General features: G+C 65.0%; 13 protein-coding genes and 1 pseudogene. 13 read left to right on the top strand and 1 reads right to left on the bottom strand.

Annotated elements, in window-relative coordinates:
• Positions 1-9 precede the first annotated feature (9 nt).
• The gene (locus tag Atro_RS03620) at positions 10-477 is read right to left on the bottom strand and encodes a hypothetical protein (RefSeq protein WP_497926471.1); all 468 of its coding nucleotides are present in this window, start codon (positions 475-477) and stop codon (positions 10-12) included.
• 272 nt (positions 478-749) lie between these two features.
• On the opposite strand from Atro_RS03620, the gene fliE reads away from it, so the two are divergent.
• From fliE to Atro_RS03555, 13 genes and pseudogenes are all read left to right on the top strand, one after another.
• On the top strand, positions 750-1,076 hold the full coding sequence (fliE, locus tag Atro_RS03615) for a flagellar hook-basal body complex protein FliE (protein ID WP_497926470.1): 327 nt from the start codon (positions 750-752) through the stop codon (positions 1,074-1,076).
• Positions 1,077-1,201: 125 nt separating this feature from the next.
• Positions 1,202-2,593, top strand: a complete 1,392-nt coding sequence (gene fliD, locus Atro_RS03610) for a flagellar filament capping protein FliD (protein ID WP_497926469.1) — start codon at positions 1,202-1,204, stop codon at positions 2,591-2,593.
• 30 nt (positions 2,594-2,623) lie between these two features.
• A complete protein-coding gene (gene fliS, locus Atro_RS03605; RefSeq protein ID WP_497927598.1) occupies positions 2,624-3,013 on the top strand; it encodes a flagellar export chaperone FliS in 390 nt (129 codons plus the stop codon).
• 2 nt (positions 3,014-3,015) lie between these two features.
• On the top strand, positions 3,016-3,399 hold the full coding sequence (gene fliT, locus Atro_RS03600) for a flagellar protein FliT (RefSeq protein ID WP_497926468.1): 384 nt from the start codon (positions 3,016-3,018) through the stop codon (positions 3,397-3,399).
• 678 nt (positions 3,400-4,077) lie between these two features.
• Positions 4,078-4,485 carry a hypothetical protein gene (locus Atro_RS03595; RefSeq protein WP_497926467.1) on the top strand — a complete coding sequence of 136 codons (408 nt, stop codon included), beginning with the start codon at positions 4,078-4,080 and terminating at the stop codon, positions 4,483-4,485.
• Between the two features lie 48 nt (positions 4,486-4,533).
• Positions 4,534-4,779 carry an EscU/YscU/HrcU family type III secretion system export apparatus switch protein gene (locus Atro_RS03590; RefSeq protein WP_497927597.1) on the top strand — a complete coding sequence of 82 codons (246 nt, stop codon included), beginning with the start codon at positions 4,534-4,536 and terminating at the stop codon, positions 4,777-4,779.
• Positions 4,780-5,007: 228 nt separating this feature from the next.
• A complete protein-coding gene (gene flhD, locus Atro_RS03585; RefSeq protein WP_497927596.1) occupies positions 5,008-5,343 on the top strand; it encodes a flagellar transcriptional regulator FlhD in 336 nt (111 codons plus the stop codon).
• Positions 5,340-5,921 (top strand): flagellar transcriptional regulator FlhC, encoded by a 582-nt coding sequence (flhC, locus tag Atro_RS03580; RefSeq protein WP_497926466.1) that lies wholly within the window; start codon positions 5,340-5,342, stop codon positions 5,919-5,921. Before flhD ends, flhC begins: the two co-directional genes overlap by 4 nt.
• 149 nt (positions 5,922-6,070) lie before the next feature.
• Positions 6,071-6,946, top strand: coding sequence for a flagellar motor stator protein MotA (motA, locus tag Atro_RS03575; protein WP_497926465.1), 876 nt, complete (start codon positions 6,071-6,073; stop codon positions 6,944-6,946).
• Positions 6,943-7,875: a flagellar motor protein MotB gene (gene motB / locus Atro_RS03570; protein WP_497926464.1), complete on the top strand. Its 933-nt coding sequence runs from the start codon at positions 6,943-6,945 to the stop codon at positions 7,873-7,875. The genes motA and motB overlap by 4 nt, the downstream gene beginning before the upstream one ends.
• A 23-nt stretch (positions 7,876-7,898) precedes the next feature.
• Positions 7,899-10,019 carry a chemotaxis protein CheA gene (gene cheA, locus Atro_RS03565; RefSeq protein WP_497926463.1) on the top strand — a complete coding sequence of 707 codons (2,121 nt, stop codon included), beginning with the start codon at positions 7,899-7,901 and terminating at the stop codon, positions 10,017-10,019.
• Positions 10,016-10,515, top strand: a pseudogene (locus tag Atro_RS03560) (chemotaxis protein CheW). Before cheA ends, Atro_RS03560 begins: the two are co-directional and overlap by 4 nt.
• 165 nt (positions 10,516-10,680) lie before the next feature.
• Entirely contained in the window at positions 10,681-12,321 is a 1,641-nt protein-coding gene (locus Atro_RS03555; RefSeq protein ID WP_497926462.1) for a methyl-accepting chemotaxis protein, read from the top strand.
• Positions 12,322-12,378: the final 57 nt, after the last annotated feature.

Below are 12,378 nucleotides of genomic sequence, written 5' to 3'. Positions count from 1 at the left end.
GGGCCTTCGCTACCGGGCCGAGCGATTCGATGGAGCGCGCCAGCTCCCCTCCAGGCCTCGCTGGAAGTTGATCTGTTCGGCGAACTGGCTGACCCCGAAGGCCTGCTTGTCGAGCAGCTCGAAGCCGACGTTGCCGCCCTGCGGCAGTCCCTGCTCGGCCAGTTGCAGGCGCAGGGTATGCAGTTGCTCGGCCGGCACCAGCAGGGCCTGGCCGCCCTCGCTCAGGCGATAGGGCACGGCGCGCTTTTCCAGCTCGCCGATGATTCGCCCGCCTTCGGCCTCGTCGAGGTTGGCGAACAGTACCCGGTACTCGGGCTCGCGGGCCCAGAGCAGCAGTGCGACGATCACCGCCAGTACCGCCGCGCCGGCCAGCAGCAGCGGCAGCAGCGGTTGGCTGCGCATCGGTGCGAGCAGGCGGGTGGCAAGCGGAGCTGGACTGGCGAGCGCACTGCCTTGCCCCAGGACCGCGTTACTCACGAGTGTCTCCGGCAGAGGGCTGGGGCGATAGGGCAAACATGGAAAATCCGGTTCTGGAGATGGGTTGCACGCCTGCCGGCCGTTGGTCGCGTAAGCACGGGCCAGGAAAGCGGGGCGATTCTGGACGAGCGTCATTATCCGGGGAGTGTCGGCACGTAAAGGTTCAAAAAGCCGGTGCTTTTAGGGTCAATTGGCCGCTTCCCCGGCTGGGCGGGGTTGCTAGGCTTGCCGCTACTTTTCCGTTGTCCATTCTTTCGTCCAGGCCCCTCCTCATGAGCTCGCCCGTCATCCAGTCCGCCCTGCAGCAGATGCAGGCTCTCGCCACTCAGGCCGCCGGTGCCCACGCCTCGGGTCCGCAGGCAGCCGGAGCCGTGTCGGGAAGCTTTGCCGGCGAGCTCCAGGCGGCGATCCATCGGATCAACCAGCTGCAGCAGACCGCCAGCGCCAGGTCCGATGCCTTTCAGGCCGGCGAGCCGGGCGTGGCTCTGAACGACGTGATGGTGGATATGCAGAAGGCCAGCGTGGCCTTCCAGATGGGTGTGCAGGTACGCAACCGCCTAGTCAGCGCCTACAAGGACGTGATGAACATGCAGGTCTGAGGGCGTTCGGCGGATGGTCGCTAAAGTCTGTCGTGGCGGGGCCGATATCCTGAAGCAGCAAACGACATCGGCTATTGCGCAGCCGTCCGCGCCGCGGGCCGCCGCGCTGCTTCACAAGGACTGACATGGCTACTATCTCGTCACTGGGCGTTGGCTCGGGTCTCGATCTCACCGGTCTGCTGGATCAGCTCGAGTCTGCCGAGCGCCTGAAACTCACTCCCATCACCGACCAGCAGAGTGTCATCGAGAGCAAGATTTCCGCCTTTGGCCGCCTGCAGGGCTACCTGACCAGCCTGCAGGGCACGGTCGAGAAGCTCGCTACGGCCTCCACCTACCAGGGCCAGACCAGCCGCATCAGCGGCAGCGGCGTGGGCGTGGCGGTAACCGCCGATGCGGTGCCGGGCAGCTACCAGGTGCAGGTGACCCAGCTCGCTCAGGCGCACAGCCTGGCCAGCGCCGGGGTGGCTGACAAGACGGCAGCCTTGGGCACGGGAACTCTGACCATCCAGAGCGGCGACGAGACCCTGAGCATCGATGTGGTCGCCGGCAGCAACTCTCTGGAGGACATTCGCGATGCGATCAATGCCGAGAATGGCGGAGTCACCGCGTCGATCGTCAACGACGGCAGCGGTACGCCCTGGCGCCTGGCGCTGACCAGCAAGGCGACCGGCACCGAGGCGGCCATAACGATGAGCTTCGACGATGGGGGGAGCGGTGGCGATCAGTTGAACGCATTGCTCAATCCCTACGATGCCGCTACCAATTCGAACGGCTACAAGGAAACCGCAGCGGCCAAGGATGCTCAGCTGACCGTCAACGGCCTGGCCATCACCAGCCAGAGCAATACGATCGAAAGCGCTCTGCAGGGGGTGACCCTGACCGTCTCCGCTACCGGCGATGCGCAGACCCTGACCGTCGAGCGCGACACCGCGTCGATAAAGTCGGCGATCACCAGCTTCGTCAGTGCCTTCAACTCCCTGGACAGCACCACTGACAGCCTCACGTCCTACGATGCCGACAGCGGCGAAGCCGGCATCCTGCTCGGCGACTCGACGCTGCGCGGCGTGCAGAGCCGGCTGCGCCAAGCGATTACCGGTGGCCTCGACGAGGGCGCCTATCGCTACCTGTCGGACCTGGGGATTTCCCTGCAGCTCGATGGCACCTTGAAGGTCGATGATAGCAAGCTGACCGAGGCACTCGAGGGTGATCTCTCGGATATCCAGGCGCTATTCGTCGGCACCGATGACAAGCCGGGCCTGGCCGCCACGCTGAGCGATTCGCTGGACGACATCCTCGATGAAAGCGGGACGATCGGCAGCGCCATCGAGGGGCTGGAGTCGCGCAACGAAGCCCTGGACGAGCGCTATGCGCGGATGGAGAGCAGTATCGCGACCACTATCGAGCGCTACCGCGTGCAGTTCTCGGCGCTCGATACGCTGATCGCCCAGATGAATTCGACCAGTACCTATCTGACCCAGCAGTTCGATGCCCTGAGCGCGATGCTGGGCGACTCGTAAGCAAAAACAAGGGGATTTGACGTGACCGTCATGCGTGGGGCTGGCGCCTATGCCAGGGTGGGGGTTGAGAGCGGGGTCATGTCGGCCTCTCCCCATCAGTTGATCGTGATGCTGTTCGATGGGGCTCAGGCGGCGATCCGGACGGCCAGGCTCCACATGCAGGCAGGCAACGTCGCGGAGAAGGGCAAGGCCGTTTCCAAGGCGATCGATATCGTCAACCAGGGGCTGCTGGCCGCTCTGGACCACGAGCGCGGCGGAGAGCTGGCCGGACGGCTGGAACAGCTCTACGAGTATGTGGCGCGGCTGCTGCTGCGGGCCAACCTGCATAACGACGAGCGCTGCCTGGACGAGGCCTCGGCCCTGCTGGAGCAGATCGGTTCGGCCTGGCGACAGATCAACCCCCAGGCGGGTGGGGATTGAGCATGGACGGGGGGCAGCAACTCATCGCGTCCTACGAGCTGCTTCTGCAGCAGTCGAAAAGCATGCTGGAGCTGGCCCGCTGTGGCGACTGGGCGGCCCTGCTGCAGGAAAAATCCTGTGGGTTGGTCGATGCCGAAAGCCTGCGGCAGCTGGAGGCCCGGATTTCCCTCGGGCAGCGGGAGCAACAGCGTAAACTCGAGTTGCTGGAGCAGATCCTGGCGCTGGATGCGGAGATCCGTGCACATCTGCTGGCGCGCCGCGATGAGCTCGGCCGGCTGATCGTGAGTTCGGGCCGCCAGCGCGAGCTGAACCGCACCTATCGTCCCGCGGTGGGCGCGGCGCTGGTGTACCAGGCGGCTGACCGCTTCGACAAAGGCTTGCCGTGAGCGGGATCACGCCGCTGCTCGATAGCCTGTTGCATCAGGTGTTGGGCAGATCGGTCGATTTGCCGGTGGCCAGGCAGGGCGCTCGGCCGCTGGAGCCGGTCGTTCCGGGCGGGGCGGCGCGTGCGCTGCATGGCGATTCCCGTCCAGATGCGCGCGGCCCGCAGCTTCTGTCGCCGCTGCCGCAGGCCGCGCCGCGCGGCGATGGGGAGGCCTCCCGCCCTGTGTCTCCGGAGGGGGCGGCGAGCCTGGCTTCCACCTCGACCCGGCTCAGTCCGGCGGCGCGCACCATTGCCGATGTGCTCGTCGGACATCCAGGGCGTCCCTCGGCGATAACGCCTGCCGCGCCGCTGCTGTCCTCCGTCGGCGCGCCGCCCGTTGCCAGCCTGCTTGCCAGCCTGCTCGGGCGGAGCATTGGCGAAAGTGGGCTCTTCTACGAGGCGCATCTGGCCCGCTGGTATCGTGGCGAGTTGCCTCTGCAGGCGCTGCTTCGCGAGCCGCAGATGAGCGGCTGGTTGCCTTCGGCCGGGGAGGCGGCATCCTCGCTGCGTGCCGGAAGCGTGTCCCCGTCGCGGCGATGCCTGTCCTGGCGGAAGCCGCGGAGGGTGAGTCGCTGTCTATCGAGTCTTCCGTCCGTACCGAGGAGGCTCCGCAGAGTGGTGCAGCGCTTCCCGAGAGCAGTTGCAGGGGCTCGTTCGTCATCAGCTGGAATTACTGGTCAATCCGCTCCTGCGCTGGGAGGGTCAAGCCTGGCCGGGCTTGTTCATGTCCCTGCTGATACAGGCGCCGGAAACGGAGCGGGGGGACTCGGCCCGCTCGGACAGGGATAGGGAGGCGGCAGTGCAGGAGGAGGCGCAATGGTGTCTACGCCTGGAACTGGAGCTGCCCGTGCACGGCACGCTGCGCGTGGAGGCCTGGCTGGGTGCGGGGTCCTTGTCGCTGAGCATGTTCAGCGCTTCGCCGGCGCTGCTCGAGTATTTTTCGCGTACCCAGGGACTCCTGCGGGAGCGTATCGGGCAGTGCTGTCCGGGGGAGCTGGCCTTGCGTTGCCTTGATGCGCGGCTGGTTGCGGAGCGTTCCGATGAGTGAGGATCAACGCGGCCGGGATGCTTTAGGGGGCGCCGCCAGGCGCTTGCGCTGGCCTATGGCGAGGGCGATGGCGCGCCGCGGGTGGTGGCCAAGGGGTATGGGCAACTGGCCGAGCGCATCGTCGCCGAGGCGCAGCGCCAGGGCGTTCCCGTGCATGCCGCGCCGGAGCTGGTCGGTCTGCTCATGCAGGTGGAGCTGGATGCGCAGATTCCGCCGCAGCTCTATCAGGTCGTGGCCGAACTGCTGGTCTGGGCCTATGGCCTCGAAGCGGATCGCGGCGAGCCTGTCGAGTGAGGGGCAGGAAGGCCGCCTCGCATATGTGATTTTTGTGTAGATTGTCAGGGTGAATACATCTACTAGCTGCTTAAGTTCAAAAAATTACGCTTCGCTCGTCTGATTTTTTGACGCTGTTCACACTTATCTCGCCAAGCATTTCTAGGACGGTGATTTTTTCGAGAATCTTGATGGGGCGGGCGTTCCAGGTTTAGGAGTGCGTGTCGTTTAGGAGTTTCAAGGGTGTCAATGGTTGCCGATAGCCTCATCGACGAGATTCAGGATTTGAATCTTTCCTATCTGCTGCTGGTGCAGCGGCTGTTACGCAAGGATCGCGCTACTGCCATTTTTCGTCTGAAGCTGAGCGACGAGATGGCCAACTTGCTGGCAGGATTATCGGGCAAGCAGCTGATGCAGCTGGCACGTACCAATCAGCTGATCTGTCGGCCGGGCTTCGAGGATGCCGGGCAGTTGACCAGGGTTCTGAACAATTCCCGCGAGCCAGGGCTGGCACGGCTTCATGCGTCCTTGCTCATGGTTTCCGCCGATCAGCCGGCGGGGCGGGCGGGGAACGCCGAACGATGACGGAAAAAAGTCTGGTCAATGAAATGCTCCAAGTGCAGTTGGCCATCGAGCTGATCGAGCTGGGGGCCCGCCTGCAGGTGCTGGAGACCGAAACCGATCTCAGCCGGGGGCGGCTGATTCGTTTGTACAAGGAGTTGCGGGGCGTGTCGCCGCCGAAGGGTATGCTGCCCTTTTCCACCGACTGGTTCATCACCTGGCTGCCGAACATTCATTCCTCCCTGTTCTACGGGATCTATCGCCAGCTGTTGGACAATTGCGGTTGCGAGCGGATGGAGGCATTCGTCAAGGCGTTTCGTCTCTATCTCGAGCAGGTCCATCTGGATGAGACCGAGTTCGTGCTCGGCCTGACTCGGGCCTGGACACTGGTGCGCTTCTTCGAAAGCGAAATGCTGGAAATGATCCAGTGTACCTGCTGTGGCGGTTCGTTCGTGGCCTATGCCCATGCTCCGGCCCGGAACTTCGTCTGCGGCATCTGCCAGCCGCCCTCGCGTGCCGGCAAGACGCGCAAGCGCCGGGAAAGTGAGCTGCAGGTGGCTGCCGACGAGCCGGCATTGCCAGAACTCCGTACCAAGTGCTGACTTCGGGCGGCTATCGCCGCCCCTGCAAGCCTATCGGCTTCTGCTTGTCCCTGTTTGCTCGAAGGCGGCAAAGTTTTCCGGAAGACCCTCAAGCATCGTACCGTCGTGCCGATATTCCTGATATCGCTGCTCTCTGGAAGGACGCGCTCGTGCTGATCGCTTTAGGACTCATCGTTGTAATGCTCTCGGTATTCGGCGGCTATGCGCTGTCCGGCGGTAGCCTGGGGCCGCTGTTCCAGCCTTTCGAGCTGCTCATCATCGGCGGGGCCGGCCTGGGGGCGTTCATCGCCGCCAACAACGGCAAGACCATCAAGGCCACGCTGGGAAGCTTTTCGCGTCTCAAGCGTGCCAGCGGCTACGACAAGGCACTCTACATGGAACTGATGGCGCTGCTGTTCAACTTGCTGAGCAAGACCCGGCGCGAGGGCATGTTGGCCATTGAGAAAGACATCGACAGTCCGGGCGACAGCGCGCTGTTCGCTCCCTATCCCAAGGTCGTGCAGGATCCGATGATCATCGGTTTCCTCACCGATTACCTGCGGTTGATGGTCAGCGGCAACACCTCGCCCCATGAGATCGATGAACTGATGGTGCACGAGATTGAGGAGTTCGAGCACGAGGCGCATCTGCCGGTCGATGCCATGAACAAGGTCAGCGACGCGCTGCCGGCCTTCGGCATCGTGGCCGCCGTCATGGGCGTGGTCAAGGCGCTGAGCATGGCGGATGCCGGTCCGGACGAGATGGGGCAGATGATCGCCCATGCGCTGGTGGGCACCTTCCTGGGCATTCTGATGGCATACGGGATGGTCGCCCCGCTGGCCAGCCGCGTCGACCGCCAGGTGGGCGAGGCGGTGAAGATGTTGCAATGCATGCGCGTCACCCTGCTGGCCAGCCTCAACGGCTATGCCCCGCAGCTGGCCGTGGAGTTCGGCCGCAAGGCGCTGCATACCGCCGAGCGTCCCAGCGCCGCTGAACTTGAGGCACATGTGCGCAGCAGCAAGAGTGCTGGAGCCGACGCTGCATGAGTGACCGCCCCGTCATCGTCATCCGGCGTACCAAAAAGGCTGCCCACAGCCATCATGGCGGCGCCTGGAAGATCGCCTTCGCCGATTTCATGACGGCGCTGATGGCCTTGTTCCTGGTGCTCTGGACGCTCGCCAACGCCGGTCAGGCCCAGAAGGCCGCGGTCGCCGAATATTTTCGCACCCCGCTCGCGGTGGCCCTGACAGGTGGCGATCGCGAAGGGGCCAGTAAGAACGTCATTCCCGGTGGCGGCCCCGACCCGAGCTTCGCCGAAGGCGAGCGCTTTCGCATCGACCCGCAGTTGGAGTCGCGACAGGTCGACGAGCAGGAGCGCGCACGTCTTCGGCAGTTGGAAAGGCGCATCAAGGCGGCATTGACGGTCGACCCGATCCTCAAAGAACTCAAGGATCAGATCCTGATCGACCTCACGCCCGAAGGACTGCGCATTCAGCTCGTGGATACCGAGCAGCGGCCCATGTTCGAGATCGGTAGTGCCCGGGTCGCTCCCTACATGCGCACCCTGCTGCGCACCCTTGCGCCGATGCTCAGCGAGCTGCCCAATCGGATCCAGATCACCGGGCATACCGACAGTCGTCCCTATGCCGGAGGCGAGGCGGGATACAGCAACTGGGAGCTGTCCGCCGAGCGCGCCAACGCTTCCCGGCGCGAGCTGGTCAGCGGCGGCCTGGCTTCCGAGAAGTTGCTGCGCGCCTCGGGGATGTCCGACCGCATTCCTTTCCAGGGGGCCGGACCGAATGATGCCGCCAACCGGCGCATCGCGGTGATCGTTCTCGACAGCCGCGTCGCCGATGCGATTCTCGATCAGCGGGAGTACGGCCCTCTGCCGCCTGCGTCCGCAACCGAAAAGCCCGCCGATGGCGTGGCGCCGGATGCTGCCCACCGCTCCGACGGCCGCGAGGTCCGGCCTTAACCAACCACTGCCAGGGTGCTTGCATGGATATCACCGATTTCTACGACACCTTCTTCGAGGAGGCCGCAGAACTGCTGGAAGATATGGAACGTCATCTGCTCGAGCTGGACATCGAGTCCCCCGATCCCGAGCAGCTCAACGCCATCTTCCGCGCCGCCCACTCCATCAAGGGCGGAGCCGGCACCTTCGGCTTCGACGTCCTGCAACGGACTACCCACATCTTCGAGAACATCCTCGACCACCTGCGCCGCGGCGAGCTGAAGCTGCGGCGCGATATCGTCGACACCTTCCTGGAAACCAAGGACATGCTGCAAGACCAGCTAGCCGCCTATCGCAACGGCAGTGAACCTGACCCCGAGGCATTCGCGCGTATCTGCCAAACCCTGCAGCAGATGGCCTTGGAGGAGCTCGGCGGGCAGGGAGCGGAAGTGGCCGTGCAGGCCCCGGCCCCGATCCCGGTCGCCGAACCGGTGCCGTCGCCCGAGCCGGAAGCGGCAGAGGCGCCGGCGGACGAGGAGGGCACGGAGCGCCTGCGCGTGATTCTGCTCGGTGTCGCCGAGAAGGACCGCGAGCTGCTGATCGAGGAGCTCAAGCATTTCGGCAGCATCCTCGGCCAGAGCGGCGGCGTCCAGCGCTACGAGGTGGAGCTGGCTACCGGCGAGAGCGCCGACGACATCGAGGCCGTGCTCTGCTTCGTGGTCGAGCCCGAGCAGCTGGAGATCCAGGCGCTCGCGGCTCCCGCAGCGCCGTCGAAGGCGGCTGATGCGACACCCCAGGCCGAGCCTCCGCAGCTCGATCCCGCATCGCCGGCTCCGCCTGTCCAAGAGAAGAAGGTCGCGACCCCGACGGTACCGGCTCCTGCGGCCTCCCCGTCCAGCCCGGCGACCTCCGGCAAGGCGCCGGCCAACAACAATAACAATGGCGAGTCCACCACCCTGCGCGTGCCGGTGGCCAAGGTCGACCAGATCATCAACCTGGTGGGCGAACTGGTGATCACCCAGTCGATGCTCGACCAGATGCTCGGCAAGCTGGACGGCGCCATGCACAGCGAGCTGGTCAACGGCATCGCCCTTCTGCAGCGCAACGCCCGCGACCTGCAGGAGGCGGTGATGTCCATCCGCATGGTGCCGATGGATTTCGTGTTCAGCCGTTTCCCGCGCCAGGTGCACGACCTGGCGGCCAGGCTGGGCAAGGAAGTCGAGCTGCTCACCGTGGGCAAGTCCACCGAGCTGGACAAGAGCCTGGTGGAGCGCATCGTCGATCCGCTGAACCACCTGGTGCGCAACAGCCTCGACCACGGCATCGAGTCGCCCGAGATACGCGAGGCCGCGGGCAAGCCGCGTACCGGGCGCCTGACCCTGTCGGCCCAGCATCAGGGCGGCAATATCCTGATCGACGTCATCGACGACGGCGCCGGCCTCAACCGCGACAAGCTGCTGGCCAAGGCGCGCAGCAACGGCCTGGCGGTTTCCGACAGCATGAGCGACGACGAGGTCTGGCAACTGATCTTCGCCCCTGGTTTTTCCACCGCCGAAGTGGTCAGCGACGTTTCCGGGCGTGGCGTCGGCATGGACGTGGTCAAGCGCAACATCCAGTCGCTCGGCGGGCATGTGCAGATCCTCTCGCGCCAAGGCCAGGGCACCACCACCCGCATCGTGCTGCCGCTGACCCTGGCGATCCTCGATGGCATGTCGATCCGTGCCGGTGGGGAAATCTTCATCCTGCCGCTGAACGCCGTGATCGAGTCGCTGCAGCCGCGCTGCGAGGATATCTATGCGATGGCCGGCACCGACCAGTTGCTCAAGGTGCGCGACGAGTACCTGCCGCTGCTGCCGCTGCACCAGGTCTTCGGCATTCCCGGCGCGCGCACCCGGCCGAGCGAATGCATCGCCGTGATCGTCCAGGGCGAGGGTGCCCGCTGCGCCCTGCTGGTGGACGAACTGGTCGGCCAGCAGCAGGTGGTGGTGAAGAACCTGGAAACCAACTACCGCAAGGTGCCGGGCGTCTCCGCCGCGACCATCCTCGGCGATGGCAGCGTGTCGCTGATTCTCGACATCGCCGATTTGCAACGCCTCAACCGCAGACAGAGCGCCGCCCGTCAGGAACGTGCGGCCGCCATCGAACAGGAGCTGATGCTGTCATGACTTCCTTCAAGCAAGCCGATCTGGCGGCGGCCATCGCCGACACCCATACCCGTGAATTCCTGGTTTTCTCGCTGGGTAGCGAGGAATATGCCATCGACATTCTCAAGGCCCAGGAAATCCGCAGTTACGAGAACGTCACGCGGATCGCCAACACCCCGGACTTCATCAAAGGAGTGACCAACCTGCGCGGGTGATCGTGCCCATCGTCGACCTGCGCATCAAGTTCCACCTCGAACGCGTCGAGTACGGCGGGCAGACGGTGGTCATCGTAGTCAACGTCGAAGGGCGTATCGTCGGCGTGGTGGTCGACGGGGTTTCGGACGTGATCAGCCTGCCGCCCGAGCAGATCAAGCCGGCGCCCGAGTTCAGCTTGTCGTTGTCCTCCGATTATCTCTGCGGGCTGGCGAGCATCGGTGAGCGCATGCTGGTGCTGGTCGACATCGACAAGCTGCTGACCAGCGAAGAAATGGCCTTGGTGGAGAAGACCGTGGCCTGACGCGTGGCCTCTCCGGTTCGTAGGCCGGTCGTGCAAGTCGATGCCGGCCTCATCTCAAGTCCGACTGCTGCTTGCCGATAGAGTGGGAAAGGCCCCTTGGCAGTGGGGCCAGTGGCAGCATCTCGAAACTCGATAATCATAAGAAAACAGCACAAGGAGAGATGAATGGGCAATCCGACGACGAGTCAGAAGCTCTGGGGCACCCTGGCCGCGGCCTGGCTGGCGATGCTGGCACTGATGATCCTGGCGGTCTGGATCATGCGTGGCATGATGTTCGACGAGCGCAGTGCCAAGGTCGAAAGCCAGCTCGAGATCGCGCTGTCGGTGCTTGGGGATGTCGCTGCGCAGGTTGACCGTGGCCTCATGAGCCGCGATGAGGGCCAGGCCCGTGCGGCCGGACTGGTCAAGAGCATGCGCTATGACGATGGGCGCGGCTATTTCTTCGTGTTCGATGGCGACTCGCGCAACATCACCCATCCGACCCTCGAGGCAGGCAGCTCGCTGGCGGAGTTCAAGGATGCCGACGGGCGCAACCTGTTCGTCGAGTTCGCCGAGGCGGCAGACCGGGGGCAGGGCCATGCGTTCTTCGACTACCGCTGGCGCCACGGCGGTACCGGTGAGCTGGAGAGCAAGCGCTCGCTGATCCGTAGCTTCGAGCCCTGGGGCTGGTATGTGGGAAGCGGAATCTACATTGCCGACATCAACCAGATGTTCGTCCAGCGCCTGATCCAGTCGGTGTTCGGCCTGCTGTTCGCCGGTGCCGCGGTCTCGCTGCTGATGGGCTGGGTCATCCGCGACCTGATGCGCAGCCTCGGCGGCGATCCGCGCTATGCGGTCCGGGTCGTGGGCCACATTGCCGACGGCGATCTCAGCAGGACGCCGGTGCTGCGCGCCGGCGACAGCGACAGCGTGCTGGCCAGCATGAACCGCATGCGCGAGGCGCTCGCCAGGATCATCGGCGACATCGGCGACAGCGCCCGCCAGATCGAGGACGAGGCCGAGGCAATCGGTGCCGGCAATGCCGAGCTGGCCGCGCGGACCGAGCAGCAGGCGGCGGCCCTGGCCGAAACGGCCTCGACCATGGAGCAGCTGACCGCCACCGTTCGCCAGAACGCCGAGCACGCCGGCCGGGCCAGCAGCCTGGCGGGGAACTGCGCGGAGAGTGCGCACAAGGGCGGTGCGGCCATGGAGTCGGTGGTGGAAATCATGGCCGCTATCCAGGTCAGCGCCAACCGCATGTCCGGGATCGTCGACACCATCGACTCGATCGCCTTCCAGACCAACATCCTGGCGCTGAACGCTTCGGTGGAAGCGGCGCGCGCTGGCGAGCAGGGCCGCGGCTTCGCGGTGGTGGCCGGCGAGGTGCGCAATCTCGCCAGCCGCAGCGCCGAAGCGGCGCGCGAGATCAAGGGGCTGATCGATGGGGCCGACACCCAGGTGCAGGCAGGCAACCGGCAAGTGCGCCAGACCGGCGAACTCATTCGCGGCATGGTCACCGACATCACCCAGCTCAATACGCTGATCAGCGAGATTTCCTCGGCTTCCGCCGAGCAGAGCAACGGCATCGAGCAGGTCAACCTGGCCGTAGCGCAGATGGACCAGATGACCCAGCGCAATGCCGGCATGGTTCAGGACAGCACCCAGGCCGCACAGCGCCTGACTCGCCAGAGTGTCCAGCTCAACCGGCACGTGGTGCGCTTCGTCCTCGACGGCCGGCAAGCCGGGGCTCGCGGCAAGGCGCAAGCCTCCGACCGGCGCCAGCGCCATGAGCACGAGCCGGCGCAACCCGAGCAGGCCTGGGGCTGAGCGTAACCGATCGTCTGGACGAAACACTTGCAGCGGGCAACCGCAAAGGAAGAACGA

It is taken from the genome of Azotobacter tropicalis, from assembly GCF_059739045.1.
This window is presented reverse-complemented; position numbering and strand designations above follow the sequence as displayed.

Bases quoted from the DNA above. Each gene is read 5' to 3' on its own strand.
- fliE (WP_497926470.1), top strand. From the start codon at position 750: ATGAGCTCGCCCGTCATCCAGTCCGCCCTGCAGCAGATGCAGGCTCTC.
- fliD (WP_497926469.1), top strand. From the start codon at position 1,202: ATGGCTACTATCTCGTCACTGGGCGTTGGCTCGGGTCTCGATCTCACC.
- fliS (WP_497927598.1), top strand. From the start codon at position 2,624: ATGCGTGGGGCTGGCGCCTATGCCAGGGTGGGGGTTGAGAGCGGGGTC.
- fliT (WP_497926468.1), top strand. From the start codon at position 3,016: ATGGACGGGGGGCAGCAACTCATCGCGTCCTACGAGCTGCTTCTGCAG.
- flhD (WP_497927596.1), top strand. From the start codon at position 5,008: ATGGTTGCCGATAGCCTCATCGACGAGATTCAGGATTTGAATCTTTCC.
- flhC (WP_497926466.1), top strand. From the start codon at position 5,340: ATGACGGAAAAAAGTCTGGTCAATGAAATGCTCCAAGTGCAGTTGGCC.
- motB (WP_497926464.1), top strand. From the start codon at position 6,943: ATGAGTGACCGCCCCGTCATCGTCATCCGGCGTACCAAAAAGGCTGCC.
- cheA (WP_497926463.1), top strand. From the start codon at position 7,899: ATGGATATCACCGATTTCTACGACACCTTCTTCGAGGAGGCCGCAGAA.
- Atro_RS03555 (WP_497926462.1), top strand. From the start codon at position 10,681: ATGGGCAATCCGACGACGAGTCAGAAGCTCTGGGGCACCCTGGCCGCG.